A 17,279-nucleotide genomic window follows, 5' to 3' on the forward strand; every position below is an offset into this window, starting at 1 on the left:
CCCGCAAAAGCACCGCCCTCCCCCGGGCCCCCCCCCCGGGGGCGGGGGGGGAGGCCCGTCTTGCGTTCACGCCATAAGTCGACTTGTGTGCGCAACGGGGTACTCGCTTGCCCGTACGCCCCCCGGTCGAACTGTCTGCACTCATACGCGCCAGTAGTTAACAAAGCCCCGGATTGCCCACCCCGTACGCGTGGAAGGCTCCCCCGGTACCAGCCCGTACCGGCTCCTCGCAGCACCTCCGCCACCCGACCACCCCACCCCCAGGTGATGTCGTGAACTCAAGCGTGAGCATGCCCACCGGAACCCCCGGAACGTCAGGAACGTCCGGACCCCCTGGCCCACCCGGACCCCCGGGGACCATCGGACGCATCCCCGTCCTGGACGTCCAGCCCCTGGTCGACTGCGGCCGGCGCCCCGCCAAATCCGTGGCGGGCGAGACCTTCCAGGTCAGCGCCACCGTCTTCCGCGAGGGCCATGACGCCGTGGCCGCCAATGTGGTCCTCGTCGACCCGGACGGCCGGGAAGGGCCGTGGACCCCGATGCGCGAACTGGCCCCCGGCACCGACCGCTGGGGCGCCGAGGTCACCGCGGACCGCGAGGGCATCTGGACGTACCGCGTGGAGGCCTGGGGCGATCCGGTCTCGACCTGGCGGCACCACGCGGGCATCAAGATTCCGGCCGGGCTCGACACCGAACTCGTCCTGGAGGAAGGCGCGTTGCTCCATGAGCGCGCGGCCGAGAACATACCCAAGCCCCTCAAGGACACCGTCCTCGAGGCGGCCGACGCCCTGCGCGACACCCGGCGCCCGCCGAGCGCCCGGCTCGCGGCGGCGCTGACCCCGCAGGTCAGCGCGGCGCTCGCCGACCGTCCGCTGCGGGAGTTCGTCAGCGCGTCCGCCGACCTGCCCCTCCTCGTGGAGCGCCCGCGCGCCCTCTTCGGCTCGTGGTACGAGTTCTTCCCGCGCTCCGAGGGTGTCCGCGAGAACCCCGACGGCACCTACACCGGCGGCACCTTCGCGACCGCCGCCGAGCGGCTGCCCGCGATCGCCGCGATGGGTTTCGACGTGGTGTACCTGCCGCCGATCCACCCCATCGGGACCACCTTCCGCAAGGGCCGCAACAACACCCTCTCGCCCGAGCCGGACGACGTGGGCGTGCCGTGGGCGATCGGCTCGCCCGACGGCGGCCATGACGCGATCCACCCGGATCTCGGCACGATCGACGACTTCGACGCCTTCGTCGGCAAGGCCCGTGAGCTACGGCTCGAGATCGCCCTCGACTTCGCGCTCCAGTGCTCCCCCGACCACCCCTGGGTGGACAAGCACCCGGACTGGTTCCATCACCGTCCGGACGGCACGGTCGCGTACGCCGAGAACCCGCCGAAGAAGTACCAGGACATCTATCCGATCGCCTTCGACAAGGACATGCCCGGTCTCGTCAAGGAGACGCTGCGCGTCCTGCGGCACTGGATGGACCACGGAGTACGGATCTTCCGCGTCGACAACCCGCATACGAAACCGGTGGTGTTCTGGGAGCGGGTGCTCGGCGAGATCCGCCGCACCGACCCCGATGTGATCTTCCTGGCCGAGGCGTTCACCCGGCCCGCGATGATGCGCACCCTGGCCGCGATCGGCTTCCAGCAGTCGTACACGTACTTCACCTGGCGTAATGAGAAGCACGAACTCGCCGAGTACGCCCAGGAGTTGGCGCGCGAGACGGCGCACTACATGCGCCCGAACTTCTTCGTGAACACGCCGGACATCCTGCACGCGTATCTGCAGGACGGCGGCCGTCCGGCCTTCGAGGTGCGAGCCGTGCTCGCCGCCACCCTGTCCCCCACCTGGGGCGTGTACAGCGGCTACGAGCTGTGCGAAAACGTTCCGGTACGGCCGGGCAGCGAGGAGTATCTGCACTCCGAGAAGTACCAGCTCAAACCGCGCGACTGGGCGGCGGCCGAACGCGAGGGACGGACCATCGCGCCCCTCATCACCCGCCTCAACAGCATCCGCCGCACCAGTCCGGCCCTGCGTCAGCTGCGGCGGATCCACCTGCACGACGTGGACAACGACCAGATCCTCGCGTACTCGAAAACCCATGGCCCGAACACGGTTGTGGTGGTCGTGAACCTGGACCCGCACCACACCCAGGAGGCCACCGTCTCGTTGGACATGCCGCAACTGGGCTTCGACTGGCACGAGTTCACCGCGGTACGCGATGAACTCACCGGCGAGGTCTACCACTGGGGCAGGGCCAACTACGTGCGTCTGGAGCCGGGCCGATCGCCCGCTCACATCCTCACCGTCCTGCGACCGTCCTCGCCGTGAATCGGAGGGTCACCCACATATGATCGTCAATGAGCCCGTCCCGGACACCTTCGAGGACACCCCTGCGAGGGACCGGGACCCCGACTGGTTCAAGCGCGCCGTCTTCTACGAGGTCCTCGTCCGGTCCTTCCAGGACAGCAACGGCGACGGCATCGGCGACCTCAAGGGCATCACCGCCAAGCTGGACTATCTCCAGTGGCTCGGCGTGGACTGCCTCTGGCTGCCGCCGTTCTTCGCCTCGCCGCTGCGCGACGGCGGCTACGACGTCTCCGACTACACCGCCGTCCTGCCGGACTTCGGGGACCTCGCGGACTTCGTCGAGTTCGTGGACGCCGCCCACCAGCGCGGCATGCGCGTGATCATCGACTTCGTCATGAACCACACGAGCGACCAGCATCCGTGGTTCCAGGAGTCGCGCTCCAACCCCGATGGCCCGTACGGCGATTACTACGTCTGGGCGGACGACGACAAGCAGTACCAGGACGCACGGATCATCTTCGTCGACACCGAGACGTCCAACTGGACCTTCGACCCGGTCCGCAAGCAGTACTTCTGGCACCGCTTCTTCTCCCACCAGCCGGACCTCAACTTCGAGAACCCGGCCGTGCAGGAGGAGATCGTCTCGGCGCTGAGGTTCTGGCTCGACCTGGGCATCGACGGCTTCCGGCTCGATGCGGTGCCCTACCTCTTCGCCGAGGAGGGCACCAACTGCGAGAACCTGCCGCGTACGCACGAGCTGCTCAAGCGGGTCCGCAAGGAGATCGACGCGCACTACCCGGACACCGTGCTGCTCGCCGAGGCGAACCAGTGGCCCGAGGACGTCGTCGACTACTTCGGCTCGTTCGAGGAGGGCGGCGACGAATGCCATATGGCCTTCCACTTCCCGGTGATGCCGCGGATCTTCATGGCCGTACGGCGTGAGTCGCGCTATCCGGTCTCGGAGATCCTCGCCAAGACCCCGGCGATCCCGGCCGGCTGCCAGTGGGGCATCTTCCTGCGCAACCACGACGAGCTCACGCTCGAAATGGTCACGGACGAAGAGCGCGACTACATGTACGCCGAGTACGCCAAGGACCCGCGGATGCGCGCCAACATCGGCATCCGCCGGCGGCTCGCGCCGCTGCTCGACAACGACCGCAACCAGATCGAGCTGTTCACGGCTCTGCTCCTATCGCTGCCGGGGTCGCCGATCCTGTACTACGGCGACGAGATCGGGATGGGCGACAACATCTGGCTCGGCGACCGGGACGCCGTACGGACCCCCATGCAGTGGACGCCCGACCGCAACGCCGGCTTCTCTTCCTGTGATCCGGGTCGGCTCTCGCTGCCGACGATCATGGATCCGGTCTACGGCTACCAGGTGACGAACGTCGAGGCCGCGATGTCCTCGCCGTCCTCTCTCCTGCACTGGACGCGCCGGATGATCGAGATCCGTAAGCAGAACCCGGCGTTCGGCCTCGGCTCGTACACCGAACTGCCCTCGTCCAACCCGGCCGTGCTGGCCTTCCTGCGCGAGCACGGCGACGATCTGGTCCTGTGCGTGCACAACTTCTCGCGCTTCCCGCAGCCCACCGAACTCGACCTGCAGGCCTTCAACGGCCGGCATCCCGTGGAGCTGATCGGCGGGGTGCGCTTCCCGGCGATCGGTGAGCTGCCGTATCTGCTCACCCTTGCCGGGCACGGGTTCTACTGGTTCCGGCTGCGGACCGATCCCGCGTAGTTTGGGTGTCCGGGGCGGGTTTGGCATCGCCCGTCCCGGTCACCGGGAAACGGTGGCCTCCCGGTCCGCGAGGCCGTCTCCAGGCACAGCTCCCCCACCCGTACGGGGAAAGGAAGCACGCCATGTCGGAAGCCGTCATCCGCCCGGCCGCCGGGTACGAGAGCGCCCGGCCCGATCTGCTCGCCTCGCTCGATCCCCTGCTGCGCGCCTGGCTGCCGCGGCAGCGCTGGTTCGCGGGCAAGGGGCGGCCGGTCACGGGGTTCTCGCTGGTGGCGTCGACCGAACTGCTGCCGTCCGGGCTGCTGCATCTGCTCGTACGGGCGCAGCAGCCGACCGTGCCCGCGCAAGGAGAGGCCGCCCCGGGGCCCGGCGACTGCTATCAGCTGCTCCTCGGGATCCGCCGCACGCTGCCACCCCATCTGGCCCCGGCCCTGATCGGCCACCCCGAGCACGGGCCGCTCGCCGGGTACGCGGTGTACGAGGGGCTGCACGACCCGCGGGTCGCCACGCTGCTGCTCGAACGGTTACGGACGCCCGGCCGCAGCGGGGTGCTGCGCTTCGAGCTCGCCCCGGGCGCCGATGTGCCGGGCGGCCTTGCACCCCGGACGCTGGGCGCCGAGCAGTCCAACTCCTCGCTGGTGTACGGCGAAAGGTTCATCCTGAAGCTGCTGCGCCGGGTCGTCCCCGGCGTCAACCCCGACCTCGAACTGCCGCTCCTGCTGGCCCGCGAGGGCTGCTCCCGGGTGCCGGCGCCGGCCGCCTGGTGCACCGCGGAGCTCGAAGGCACGGAGCCGCTGACGCTCGGGGTGCTCCAGCCGTTTCTCGCCGGGGCCGAGGACGGCTGGGAGCTGGCGCTGCGGACCCTGGCCAAGGGCGACGACTTCCGCACGGAGGCGCATATGCTCGGCCGGGCCACCGCGGAGGTGCACGCGGCGCTCGCGAGCGCCGCACCGACGGTCTCGCTCGGGCCTCCGCAACGGGAGCAGATCGCGGACGCGATGCTGGAACGGCTGCGGGCCACGGCCCAGGACGTGCCGATGCTGCGGCCCTATGTCCCCTCGCTCGGGGCCGCGTTCGAGGAGCTGCGCGAACTCCCGGACGCAGACGACCTGTTCGCCCAGCGGGTGCACGGCGATCTGCACCTCGGCCAGTGTCTGCGGACGGCCGACGGCTCCTGGAACCTGATCGACTTCGAGGGCGAACCGGCCCGGCCGCTGGCCGAGCGGCGCAAGCCCCAGCCCGCGGTGCGGGACGTGGCGGGCATGCTCCGTTCCTTCGACTACGCGGCGCGCTCGCGCCCCCAGGCTCTCAACTCCGTTCGAGCAGAGGGGACCCCCATGCCGTGGGCGCCCCGGTGGGCCGAGGAGTGCCGGGCGGCGTACTGCGCCGGGTACGCGGCCGGCGGGGGCGGCGATCCGTACGCGTATCCCGCTCTGCTCCGTGCCTTCGAGACCGACAAGGCCGTGTACGAGCTCCTGTACGAAGCCCGCCACCGTCCCGACTGGCTGCCGGTCCCGATGGCGGCGATCCGCAGGCTCTCCCACGACAACTGAACGCCCCCCGTACGACACGTCCGTAAGCCCCCCGAGGAGGCCTCACCCGTGAGTACGCGCCCACCCGAGCCCCAGCCCCCCGAGAAGCCCGTCCGGTCCGCGAAGAGGGGCGCAGGGAAGGCCGCGCCGGACGAGGCGGCCGTTCCCCGGCAGTCGAAGAAGGCGGCCACGAAGAAGGCGGCGACGGGGAAGCCCCCCGTGGGGAAGGAGGCGGTGGCGAAGAAGGCGGCCACGGCCAAGAAGGGACCGGTCGAGGAGACCACGGCGAAGAAGGCGGTGGCGAAGAAGCCCGCCGCCGAGAAGAGCCCCGCCAAGGAGACCGCGACGGCGAAGGCACCCGGCAAGAAGCCCGTCGCGAAGGAGGGCGTCGCGAAGAAGGGCGCCGCGAGGAAGCCCGTCGCCAAGGAGCCCTCCGCCACCACCCCCGCGCTCCCTCTCCCCCCGGCCGTACCCGGCCCCCGCGCCGCCGAGCCCGCGCCCGCCGAACCCACCGTGGCCGTCTCGTCCGCCGCGTCCGGGCCGATCGCGCCCGAACCGCCGCCGCAGGCACCCTCGGCGCTGCCCTTCACGGACCGCGACCGCCTCCTCGCGGGCACCCATCACGATCCGCACTCCGTGCTCGGCGCGCATCCGCACCCCGAGGGTGTGGTGTTCCGTGTGCTGCGTCCGTACGCGCGGCAGGTGACGGTGGCCACCGAAGGCCTGCGGGCCCAACTGGACGACGACGGGGGCGGGTTCTTCTCCGGAGTGCTGCCGCTGCGGTCCGTCCCCGACTACCGCCTGATCGTCTCGTACGAGGACAACGACTTCGAGACCCCCGACCCGTACGGCTTCCTGCCCGCGATCGGCGCGTTCGATCTGCACCTGATCGGCGAGGGCCGCCACGAGGAGCTGTGGACGGTGCTCGGCGCCGAGCCGATGACCCACCAGGACGTGGCCGGCACCCGCTTCACCGTATGGGCGCCCAACGCCCAGGGGGTACGGGTCGTCGGGAACTTCAACTACTGGGACGGCACCGGCTTCCCGCTCAGGTCGCTCGGCTCGTCGGGGATCTGGGAGCTGTTCGTGCCGGGGGTCGGCGAGGGCGAGCTCTACAAGTTCCAGATCACCCGGCCCGACGGCTCGATGACCTTCCGCGCCGACCCGATGGCCCGGCGCACAGAGGTGCCTCCGGCCAACTCCTCGGTCATCCACCGCTCGCACCACGCGTGGGACGACGAGGAGTGGATCACGCGGCGAACCGAGCGGGCCGCGCACGAGAGCCCGTTCTCCGTCTACGAGGTGCACCTGGCGTCGTGGCGCCCGGGGCTCACGTACCGGCAGCTCGCCGAACAACTCCCGGCCTATGTCAAGGACTTGGGCTTCACCCATGTCGAGCTGATGCCGGTCGCCGAGCATCCGTTCGGCGGCTCCTGGGGCTACCAGGTCACCGGCTTCTACGCGCCGACCGCCCGCCTCGGCACACCGGACGACTTCAAGTACCTGGTCGACGCGCTGCACCAGGCCGGGATCGGCGTCCTGATGGACTGGGTGCCCGCGCACTTCCCGCGCGACGACTGGGCGCTCGCGGAGTTCGACGGCCGTCCGCTGTACGAGCACGAGGACCCGCTCCGTGCCGCGCACCCCGACTGGGGCACCCTGGAGTTCGACTACGGCCGAAACGAGGTCCGCAACTTCCTTGTGGCCAACGCCCTGTACTGGTGCGAGGAGTTCCACATCGACGGCCTGCGTGTGGACGCGGTCGCCTCGATGCTCTACCTCGACTACTCCCGCGAACACGGCCAGTGGACGCCGAACGTGCACGGCGGCCGCGAGAACCTGGACGCGGTGGCGTTCCTGCAGGAGATGAACGCGACGCTCTACCGCCGCGTACCGGGCGTCGTGACGATCGCCGAGGAGTCCACGGCCTGGGACGGCGTGACCCGCGCGACCCACCACGAGGGCCCCGGCGGCTTCGGCGGCCTCGGCTTCGGCCTCAAATGGAACATGGGCTGGATGCACGACTCGCTCGGCTATGTGCAGCACGAGCCGGTCCACCGCAAGCACCACCACAACGAGATGACCTTCTCGATGGTGTACGCGTACAGCGAGAACTACGTGCTGCCGATCTCGCACGACGAGGTCGTGCACGGCAAGCGTTCACTGGTGTCGAAGATGCCCGGCGACTGGTGGCAGCAGCGCGCCACCCACCGCGCGTATCTCGGCTTCATGTGGGCACACCCCGGCAAGCAACTCCTGTTCATGGGCCAGGAGTTCGCACAGGGCGCCGAGTGGTCGGAGGCGCACGGGCCCGACTGGTGGCTGCTCGATCCCGGGTACGGGGCCGAGCCGGACCACCGGGGCGTACGGGACCTGGTCCGCGACCTCAACACCGTGTACCGCGCGACGCCGGCCCTGTGGCAGCGCGACACCGATCCCGGGGGCTTCGCCTGGGTGGAGGGCGATGCGGCCGAGGACAACGTCTTCGCGTTCCTGCGCTACGACGCCGAGGGCTCACCCCTGCTCGCCGTGTCCAACTTCTCGCCGGTCGTCCGGCACGACTACCGGCTCGGCGTGCCCGACGAAGTGCCCGCCTGGCAGGAGGTCCTGAACACCGACGCGGCCGCGTACGGCGGCGGCGGTGTGGCCACCCCCGGATCGCTGAAGCCCGACCCCGTGGGCGCGCACGGCCGCCCGGCGAGCCTGCGGCTCGTGCTGCCGCCGCTGTCGACGGTATGGCTGCGGCCGGCGTGAGGAGAGGGCTCCCCCGGTGAGCGGACCGCGTTGATCAGTTGGTGCCGCGCCACCCCTGGAGGAGGAGGGTGACATGGACGGGCGCGTCGGCCGGGTCCAGCGGGGCATGGCCGACGAGCAGGCGGTACCAGAACGGTCCGAAGATCTGGTCGACCGCATAGTCAAGGTCGGTGCCGGCGGGCAGTTCGCCGCGCTCGATCCCTTTCGCCAGTAGCCCGCGGATCACGTCGCGGCGGCTTTCCACCCACTGGCCGAAGGGCTCCGCGAAGGCGGGATCGAGCTGGGCCTCCGCCATCAGGCCGCGAAGTGCCTTGATCCGCACCGGGTGTTCACCGACCCGGTAGAGCTCGGCGACGAACACCGCGAGGTCGCCGGCGAGGGTGCCGGTGTCCGGCGAGGGCATGCGCCGTTCGACGGTCTGCCGGTAGGCGTCCATGACGAGGGTGGGCTTGGACTTCCACCAGCGGTAGATGGTGCTCTTCGCGACATTCGCGCGCCTGGCCACGCCCTCGATCGTGACGCCCTGGTAGCCGACCTCCTCCAGGAGCGCGACGGCCGCGGCGAGCACCGCGTCCTGCGCGTTCTGACTCCGCACCCGCCCGCCGGTGCGGCGGGGGTCGGAGGGCGGGTGGCTGGGGGCGTTCTCGGTGGACACGAGCGTCACCGTAGCAGCGTGATAGCTTCTTATCGAAACGCGACGTAGCGTTTCGATTGAGCGGCTCGGAAGAGCGCCGATGTTGTGGGGGAGAGTCATGAGCACGGTTGTTGTTTCGCACGGATTCGCCATGAACAGCACGGATCACTGGTACCCGTATCTCCAGGCCGAGTTGGGCTCCGCGGGCCACGAGGTGCACGTCCCGCAGCTGCCGAGCCCGCAGGCCCCCTCGGCCGATGGCTGGCTGGAGGCCCTGACCGCACAGACCGCGCAGGCCCCGGCCGCCGACACCGTCCTGGTGGGGCACAGCCTCGGCGGGGTCAATGTGCTGCGCCTGCTGCAGCAGCATGACGTCGAGGCCGAGGGGCCCTACGCCGGAGTGGTCCTGGTCGCCTCGATGGCGGGTGAGGTCGGCTACGACGCCCTGGCTCCGTTCTTCGAGCCGGACTTCGACTGGGCCCGCATCCGCCGGGCCGCCAAGTCCTTCCGGATTCTGCACGCGGCGGACGACCCGGTCACGGGGGCGGCCACCAGCGAGCACATCATGAAGTTCGTGACCGAACTGGGCGCCACGGCCACCGTCCCGGCCGAAGGCGGCCACTTCCCCAGCACCGACGGCACGCGGACCCAGCTGCCCGAGGCGCTCCGGTTGGTCCAGGACGCCCTGCGGAGCTGAAGCCGACAACCTGACGCCTGCCGTACGGAGCGGCACCGAGGTCGCGCGCACATGCGCCGCCCCGGTGCCGCGGGCGGGTGCCACGGGAGGCGCCCGGCCTCAGAACCCGTCCTCGCTCAGCTCCGTGATCCCGGCGTACAGCCGGCTCCACAGTTCGCCGCTCGGGGTGCCCAGCTCGAACAGACCCGGGGCAAGCTCCTCCATCTCCGCCAAGTACACCTGGGCCAGCTCCTCCTGGTCGCCCTCGTCGGGATACGGGTGCCAACAGGCGTTGCGGTAACGGTGGATCGCCTCCAGGCAGCGGGTGAAGACGTCCAGGTCGGGTGCGATCCGGATCAGGAAGGGCTGCCCGCTGCCGCTCGGCGTGGTCGTCCTGGTCCATATGTGGACGGAGCCTTCGCTGCGGTGCAGATACACCTTGCCGTAGTCGATCCCGGCGAAGGCCAGCAGGTCCGCGGCCGTGACGCCCGCCGGCAGCCCGTCCTCGGACAGGTCGCCCTCGGCGGGCGGCAGCCAGGCGTCGAGCGCGTTCAGCCGGAACCGCCCGCCGTGGCAGGCCCAGTGCGTGGGCACCCCGACGTCCCGCAGGAACGCCCGGGTCCCGGCATGCTCGACGCCGGCCGGCAGCTCCTCCTCGGGGATCCTCCGCACCCGCTTCTCGCCGAAGGACTCCACGAGGCGGGCGGTGGTGAGCGAACCCATGGGGCGTACCGGGCTGGGCGCGGGGCCGGGCGAACCCTCCTCGGCCGAGGACCAGTCGTTCTCGCCGCGCGGCCAGTCCGCGAGCACCTTCGGGTCCGTCTCGATCAGCGCGATACCGTGCACGCTCTGCACGAGATGCCGCGTCCGGCCGTCGACGACCCGGACGCTCCACGAGTTCTCCCAGCACTCGGGGGCGGCGAGCTCCAAGTCGATCAGGTCCGGAACGTCGTCCGCCGGATTCTCCCAGGGTGTGGACGTCAGCGCGTCGGCGTCCGGTGCGGGGACCTGGCGGCCCGTCGCCTCGTCCAGCCAGAGCCGCGACCTGCCGAAAAACGTACGGACTTCGAGCAGGATCTCGTCCCCGTATCCATGACGATCCTCGACCCCGTCGTAGCCGGTCAGACTCGGCTGCGCCACAAACCCGTTCACCGGCCGCCACCAGGCCCAGACCGTCCGCCACGGCATTCCCGGCTCGGCGGCGGCGATCCGCTCGGCGTAGGCGTGCTCGCCGAGCATCTTCGCGGCGAAGTGCAGCCAGGAGGCGAACTCGGCGCGCGGCACGTCCGCGCCGCCGAAGACCGCCTCGGCCTGGAGGAAGATCTCCCGCCCCGTCCCGGCTCCCCCGCCGTCGAGGTGCTCGCGCACGGCTGCGCGTTCGGCGTCGAGCAACTTCCGAGGATCTTCCAGGACTTCGTTCAGGAGTTCGGTCATGCCCGCATGCTGTCATCCGGGTCTGACATCGCCCCGGCCGGGAGACGGAGGCCGGACGGCATCGCCGCCGGCCGGACCACGCCTCCCGCTACGACAACGCCCGCAGCCCGTCCGGCAGTTCGGCGCTGTGCAGCACGCCCAGCGTCTGCGTGGCCCGGGTGAGCGCCACGTACAGATCCGAGGCATGCAACGCTCCCGGCTCGACCACGAGGACGGAGTCGAACTCCAGGCCCTTCGACTGCCGTGCGTCGAGCAGCACCACGCGGTGCGTCAGGTCCGGGGCGCCGCCGGGCGTCACCCCCGGCAGATGCGCGGCCAGCTCCCTGTGGAGCTCGCGCGGGGCGATGACCGCGAGGCGGCCCTCCTCGGGCAGGAACTCGGCCACCAACTCACCCGTACGCGAGGCGAGTTCCGACGCCGATACGGAGACGAACCGCGGCGCCACGCCCGTCGACCGCACCGAACGCGGCGGTTCGAGGCCCGGGTGGATGCTGCGCAGCACGGCCGCGGCGAGGTCCATCACCTCGGACGGAGTGCGGTAGTTGACGCGCAGCCGTACATGCTCGAAGCGGTCGCCCACGTACGGCGCGAGGATCGAGGACCACGAGCCGAGCGCCGCGGCGTCCCCGGTCTGCGCCGGATCGCCCACCAGCGTCATCGACTTGGTGGGCGAGCGCCGCATCAGCAGCCGCCACGCCATCGCCGACAGCTCCTGCGCCTCGTCCACGATGATGTGCCCGAAGGCCCAGGTCCGGTCCGCCGCGGCCCGCTCGGCGGCGCTGCGCAGATCTTCCTCCTCCTGACGCTCGGCCATCCGCTCGGCGTCGATGATGTCGTGCGCGGAGAGCACCTCGGCGGCGTCCTCGTCGAGCTCCTCCTTGTCCTCGAACTCATAGGTACGCGAGGCGAAGGACATGTCGAGCACGCCCTGCGCGTACTCGATCCGCCGCTGCCGCTCGGCTTCCTGGCGGGCCCGCTCGGCGGAGTCGTCCACGCCGAGCAGTTCCGCGGCCTCGTCGAGCAGCGGGATGTCGGCGGCGGTCCAGGGCCCGCCGGTGCGCCGGATCAACTCGGCGTCGGCGTCCGTGAGATACCCGACCGGGTCGGCGAGGAACTCCCGTACGAGCTGCTGCGCGGTCATCTCCGGCCACAGGTCCGCGACGGCGCTGTGCACCGCTGCGCTGGTCGCGACGTCCTTGCCCAGCTGGGCGATGTCGTCGGGACCGAGCAGGTTCGGGCCGCCGAACGGATCCGCGCCGATGCGCTCGACGAGCTGCTCGGTCAGGGCGTCGATGATCCGGAACGCGAAGTACGGCCGGGCCAGATTGTGCGGCAGCCGCATCTCGCGCGCGGCCGTCCGCGCCTCCTCGGCCATCGCGCGGTCGAGGAGCAGCGTGCCGTGGTCCTCGTGGTCGATCTCCAGGACCGTGTCGGGCACGGACTGGCGATCGCGTACGTACGAAGCGAGGACCTCCGCCATCGCGGCCCGGCCCTTCACCTCGGCCGCTTCCTGGGTGTCCTCGCCGGTCGCCTTCACCCCGGGAAAGAGCTCACCGACCGTCGCGAGCAGCACCCCGGTCTCACCCAGCGAGGGCAGCACCTCGCCGATGTAGCCGAGGAAGGCCGGATTGGGTCCGACGATCAACACGGCGCGCTTGGCGAGCAGTTCACGCTGCGCGTACAGCAGATACGCGGCCCGGTGCAGCGCGACCGCCGTCTTGCCGGTGCCGGGCCCGCCCTCCACCACCAGGACACCCTGGTGCGGTGCGCGGATGATCCGGTCCTGTTCGGCCTGGATGGTCTGCACGATGTCGCCCATGCGCCCCGTACGCGCGGCGTTGAGGGCGGCGAGCAGCACGGCGTCGCCGTTGGGGTCCTCGAAGCCGGTGCGCTCCTCGTCGCTCAGGTCGAGGATCTCGTCGTGCAGCGCGACGACCTCATGCCCCTGCATGGTGATGTGCCGGCGGCGGCGCAGACCCATCGGCACATGGCTGGTCGCGAGATAGAAAGGCCGGGCGACATCGGCACGCCAGTCGATCAGAATCGGGGTCCGCTCTGCGTCCTCGGCGCGGATTCCGATACGGCCGATGTGAAAGTTGTCCCGTTCCTCGACCAGATTGTCGGGGTGATTGAGATCAATGCGCCCGAAGACCAGTCCGTTCTCCACACCGTTCAGCTCGGCGACCAGACGACCCTTCTCGATGACCGCGACATCGCGCTCGAGCCGCGCCTGCCGCCCGGTCCCGACCTGCGCAAGCGCCGACTCGGCGGACTGCTCGGCCGCCGCCTGGAGCTGCCCGAGACGCGCATACACACGGGCCACGAATTCCTGCTCGCTTCGCAGCTCTTCGGACGTTGACAATTCGACTCCTCGCGCGATATGGTGTGTTCGTTGGGCCTCCGCGAGAGGCCCCTTTCTGTGCGCACAGAAACACTCAATATACGCGCGGAAATACCCCGGCTGCAAACAGTCCGGGGCTTTTTTGTTTCCGCTCACGCCCTCCGGCTCAGCCGCGCACGTGCAGCCCGAATCCCGTCCGGCCCGCGGGCTCCAGGCCCTCCTTCAGCTGCAGGGACGGAAGCTCGTAGTCACCGAAGTTCTGCCGGCGGAACGGGATCGGCTCGGTCGCCTCCAGAGTGAGCAGCCGCTCCTTCCACGCCTTGGCGACGTCCCCGAACTCGTCGTCGGTCATCCGGTCGGTGCCGTACAGGACGAAGGGCGGCAGCGACTCGATGCCCGGGTAGTAGAGGATCCCGTGTTGGATCGGGAACAACAGATCGTCGATGGGCCCGTTGATGCCGCGAGGGCCGTAGTGCGCTTCCGGGCCGCCGACGGTCACCGACAGCAGGGCCCGCTTGCCCGCGAGGGTGCCTTCGCCGTACCGCTCGCCGTACTTGGTCTCGCTGTGCTCGCCGACGCCGTACGCGAAGCGGTAGGTGAACACCCGGTCCACCCAGCCCTTGAGGATGGCCGGCATCGAGTACCACCACAGCGGGAACTGGAAGATGACCGTGTCCGCCCACAGCAGCTTCTCCTGCTCGGCGCGGACGTCCGCGGCGAGCGTGCCGTGCTCGAAGGCACGGCCCGAGTCGGCGGGCACTTTGAGGCGGCTCTTCGCGTCGGGGCCGTAGTCCTCGGCGTCCCCCGCCGCCTTCCCGTTCATCGCGGTCAGGGCGCTCCCTACAGGTCGCTCACCCGCACCTCGTGCCCGGCGCCCTCCAAGGTGGACACCGCGAGATCCTTGAGGGAGCTGTTGAGCGACCGGGGCTCGGGGTGGGCGTGGACGATCAGCGTCTTCATGAGAACTCCCTGGCTTCGAACGCATCGGATGCTGCGTGTGCTGCGGATGCTGCGGATCGGATGCTTCGATCCTGGACGCTGCGGCGCCGGGTGTTCAGGGACGCCCTTTCCGTAGGACGGGACTTCCTGGTACTGGCAGGGCCACCTTCAAGAGCAAGCGCGAGCCCATACTTGAAGGCATGGACGATCACACGGAACTCGGAGCGGCGGAGGATCTGGCGGGCTTTCTGCGGACGCGGCGCTCCCGGGTCGACCCGGCGGCCGTCGGCATCCCCACGGACAGCCGTCGGCGGGTCGCCGGGCTGCGCCGCGAGGAGGTCGCGCACCTGTCCGGAGTGAGCGTCGACTACTACGTACGCCTGGAGCAGGGCCGCGCCACGCAGCCCTCCGAGCAGGTGCTCGACGCGCTCGCCCGCGTGCTCGGCCTGGACGAGACCGAGCGCGAGCACCTCGACCGGCTCGCGCGGCAGCGCCGCCGCCGTGCGAAGGCGCCGGCCGGGCGGATCCGTCCCGAGCTGCTGCGCGTGCTCGACCTGGTGACCGGCGCACCCGCGCTGATCATGGACCATCGCCTGGACGTACGCGCCGGGAACCGTCTCGCCGAGCTGCTCTACGGGCGGCCGGCGGAGGGCCTGAACACCGCCCGGCACATCTTCCTCGAGGAGGCCGAACGCGGTCTGTACGCGGACTGGGAGCAGTGCACCCTCGACGTGGTCGGACATCTGCGCCTGTCCGCCGGACAGTACCCGGACGACCCCCGACTCGCCTCGCTGATCGGCGAGTTGGCGATGGGCAGCGAGCGGTTCCGCCGGCTGTGGGCACGTGCGGATGTGCGGGCCCGCACCCATGGCCGCAAGGCCTACCGGCATCCGCTGGTCGGGCTGCTCGAACTGCACCAGGAGAACTTCGCGCTGCCCGACGCCCCGGGCATGGAGCTCATCGTGCTGTCCGCACCTCCCGGCAGCCCCACCGAGGACGGGCTGCGGCTGCTCGCGGGGCTGAGTGCGGACGGTGGCGAGGTGCGGCGAGCGCGGCCGGCCGCCAAGGACCGCCGGGCCGCCGGAAGTTGAGCGGCCCGGGGCGCGGCGCGCCCCGGGCCCCGACGCTCAGCGGTCAGACCACATCCGCCAGCTCGGCGAGCAGCTTGCGCTTGGGGCGGGCGCCGACCACCTGCCACACCGGCTCGCCGCCCTTGAACACCATGAGCGTGGGCATCGACAGGACGCCGTACGCCGTCGTCGTACCGGGGTTGGCGTCCACGTCCAGCTGCACCACCTTCAGGCGCTCGCCCTCCTCGCGGGCGATCTCACTGAGCACGGGTGCCAGCTGACGGCAGGGTCCGCACCATGACGCCGTGTACTCGACGAGCACGGGCAGCTCCGCCTTCAGCACCTCCTGCTCGAAATCCGCGTCGGTCACCTCGGGCACGCCTTCTGCCTTCACCACGGTCCTCACCACCCCTTATCACCTGTAGATGTCGTGTCGTTCCCTGCGGATGCCGTCGCATCGGCCAGCTCGCACAGCGGATCAGGACCGCCGGGCGTCCCGGCCTCGGCCGCGAGCCGGGCCCGCGCCCGCTCGGCGCGCTCCAGCTGGCCGCGCACCTTCGTCCGTACGGACTCGAGCTCGCCGATCAGCGCGTCGAGTTCGTCGAGCTTGCGCCGGTAGACCGCCAGCGAGGCGGGGCAGGAGTCGCCCTCCGGGTGCCCGGCCCGCAGACACTCCACGAACGGCCGGGTCTCCTCGAGCCCGAACCCGAAGTCCTGCAGCACCTTGATCTGCTCGACAAGCCGCAGATCGCTGTCGTCGTACGCCCGGTACCCGTTGCTGCCCCGCCGTGCGGGCAGCAGCCCCCGTGACTCGTAGTACCTGAGCGTCCGCGTGGTGGTCCCGGCCCGCTCGGCCAGCTCGCCGATTCGCATGGATACGACGGTAATCCTTGACCCCGACGTCAAGGAAAGCGGCCACCGGGGATACGTCCGCGGGTACGTCCGCGGGTTTCATGATCGGATCGCCAACAAAGCCTGGCCAAGGGCCAGTTGACCTGGCACAGTGATCTCCGGCCCCACCCCCCAGCTCCCCTCAGTGGAGGCCTTTCCGCATGTCAAGCACTATCAAGCGCCGCATCGCCGCGGCCGGCACTCCCCTCGTCACACTCGTCGCGCTCGGGGCACTCGGCGCGGGCACGGCCAGTGCGCAGGGCGTGAGCCCCGCGGCCCTCGCCTGTCCGTCCGGCTATCTCTGCGTACAGGTTCCGGGCCAGGTCCTGCCGACGAACATCGCGCCCGGGCTGCCGTACAGCTTCAGCAAGCCGGTCGATCTCGTGACGTACACGAACAACTCCGACGCGACCTTCTGTGTCGACGCCGACCGCAACTTCGCGATCGTGCCCGGCGCATCGGGCGACGGGTCCGTCCACACGAGAGCCGTGCGCATCACCACGGTTCCCGCAGCCGACGCCTGCCCGCTCCTTCCCTGATCCCGGCTCGGAGGCCCACATGATGCGACACAAGACCGGACTGCGGATCGCAGCCGCCCTGTCCACCGCCGCCGCGCTCGGCGCCCTGACCGGCACACCGGCCGGTGCGGCGACCGACTCGGCCAAGGCCGTGCCCTGTCAGCAGGGCTATGTCTGCTACGTCGAGTACGGGGAGTTCGTCAGCGAACGGATCGCCCAGGGCGAGTCCCGTACGTTCGACCCGGCCATCACCATCACGGACATCACCAACTGGACGACGATGGGGTACTGCATCAGCGGCAACCCCAACACCGGCCTCGCGCCCGGCAGATCGCTGACGGTCACCCAGACCATCACGGCCATCCGCGCGGTCCCGGCCGGTGGGGCGTGCGCCACGTGATGACCTGAGTCCCTGCCGCCGGTCAGGCCCTGCATCGGCCTGACCG

13 protein-coding genes and 1 pseudogene are annotated in these 17,279 nt (G+C 70.4%); 8 read left to right on the top strand and 6 right to left on the bottom strand.

The annotated features are described in order from the left end of the window. The first annotated feature begins 290 nt into the window (after positions 1-290). The 4 genes from JAO81_RS01325 to glgB all read left to right on the top strand — a co-directional run bounded on the left by JAO81_RS01325 (position 291) and on the right by glgB (position 8,330). Positions 291-2,324, top strand: coding sequence for an alpha-1,4-glucan--maltose-1-phosphate maltosyltransferase (locus tag JAO81_RS01325; RefSeq protein WP_199545951.1), 2,034 nt, complete (start codon positions 291-293; stop codon positions 2,322-2,324). Positions 2,325-2,343: 19 nt separating this feature from the next. Beyond that, positions 2,344-4,044: a maltose alpha-D-glucosyltransferase gene (gene treS / locus JAO81_RS01330; protein WP_165332211.1), complete on the top strand. Its 1,701-nt coding sequence runs from the start codon at positions 2,344-2,346 to the stop codon at positions 4,042-4,044. A 122-nt stretch (positions 4,045-4,166) separates the two neighbouring features. Next, positions 4,167-5,597, top strand: a complete 1,431-nt coding sequence (locus tag JAO81_RS01335) for a phosphotransferase (protein ID WP_199545837.1) — start codon at positions 4,167-4,169, stop codon at positions 5,595-5,597. A gap of 48 nt (positions 5,598-5,645) precedes the next feature. Beyond that, the gene (gene glgB, locus JAO81_RS01340) at positions 5,646-8,330 is read left to right on the top strand and encodes a 1,4-alpha-glucan branching enzyme (RefSeq protein WP_199545838.1); all 2,685 of its coding nucleotides are present in this window, start codon (positions 5,646-5,648) and stop codon (positions 8,328-8,330) included. A 34-nt stretch (positions 8,331-8,364) separates the two neighbouring features. Here the strand turns inward: glgB and JAO81_RS01345 are convergent, their stop codons facing one another. Next, entirely contained in the window at positions 8,365-8,985 is a 621-nt protein-coding gene (locus tag JAO81_RS01345; RefSeq protein WP_199545839.1) for a TetR/AcrR family transcriptional regulator, read from the bottom strand. 97 nt (positions 8,986-9,082) lie between these two features. Here JAO81_RS01345 and JAO81_RS01350 point away from each other — a divergent pair, with 97 nt between their 5' ends. Then, complete coding sequence (locus JAO81_RS01350; protein WP_267912963.1) at positions 9,083-9,661, top strand: alpha/beta hydrolase; 579 nt, start codon at positions 9,083-9,085, stop codon at positions 9,659-9,661. A gap of 99 nt (positions 9,662-9,760) precedes the next feature. Here JAO81_RS01350 and JAO81_RS01355 read toward each other — a convergent pair whose 3' ends face one another. The 3 genes and pseudogenes from JAO81_RS01355 to JAO81_RS01365 form a co-directional block, all read right to left on the bottom strand. Next, entirely contained in the window at positions 9,761-11,074 is a 1,314-nt protein-coding gene (locus JAO81_RS01355; RefSeq protein ID WP_199545841.1) for an SUKH-4 family immunity protein, read from the bottom strand. A gap of 88 nt (positions 11,075-11,162) precedes the next feature. Next, entirely contained in the window at positions 11,163-13,418 is a 2,256-nt protein-coding gene (locus tag JAO81_RS01360; protein WP_199545952.1) for a UvrD-helicase domain-containing protein, read from the bottom strand. A gap of 163 nt (positions 13,419-13,581) precedes the next feature. Then, positions 13,582-14,375 (bottom strand): annotated as a pseudogene (locus JAO81_RS01365) (NAD(P)H-dependent oxidoreductase). A gap of 179 nt (positions 14,376-14,554) precedes the next feature. Between JAO81_RS01365 and JAO81_RS01370 the strand changes: the two are divergent. After that, positions 14,555-15,445 (top strand): helix-turn-helix transcriptional regulator, encoded by an 891-nt coding sequence (locus JAO81_RS01370; RefSeq protein ID WP_199545842.1) that lies wholly within the window; start codon positions 14,555-14,557, stop codon positions 15,443-15,445. Positions 15,446-15,488: 43 nt separating this feature from the next. Here the strand turns inward: JAO81_RS01370 and trxA are convergent, their stop codons facing one another. Together trxA and JAO81_RS01380 are read right to left on the bottom strand one after the other, a co-directional pair. Continuing rightward, positions 15,489-15,821: a thioredoxin gene (trxA, locus tag JAO81_RS01375; protein ID WP_307813106.1), complete on the bottom strand. Its 333-nt coding sequence runs from the start codon at positions 15,819-15,821 to the stop codon at positions 15,489-15,491. Between the two features lie 5 nt (positions 15,822-15,826). Beyond that, positions 15,827-16,297, bottom strand: coding sequence for a MerR family transcriptional regulator (locus JAO81_RS01380; RefSeq protein ID WP_199545843.1), 471 nt, complete (start codon positions 16,295-16,297; stop codon positions 15,827-15,829). 179 nt (positions 16,298-16,476) lie between these two features. Between JAO81_RS01380 and JAO81_RS01385 the strand changes: the two genes are divergently transcribed. Further along, complete coding sequence (locus tag JAO81_RS01385) at positions 16,477-16,854, top strand: hypothetical protein (protein ID WP_199545844.1); 378 nt, start codon at positions 16,477-16,479, stop codon at positions 16,852-16,854. Between the two features lie 19 nt (positions 16,855-16,873). Next, complete coding sequence (locus tag JAO81_RS01390) at positions 16,874-17,233, top strand: hypothetical protein (RefSeq protein ID WP_199545845.1); 360 nt, start codon at positions 16,874-16,876, stop codon at positions 17,231-17,233. The last annotated feature ends 46 nt before the right edge of the window (positions 17,234-17,279 follow it).

It is taken from the genome of Streptomyces sp. N35 (genome assembly GCF_016464295.1).
Classification (GTDB): Bacteria; Actinomycetota; Actinomycetes; order Streptomycetales; family Streptomycetaceae; genus Streptomyces.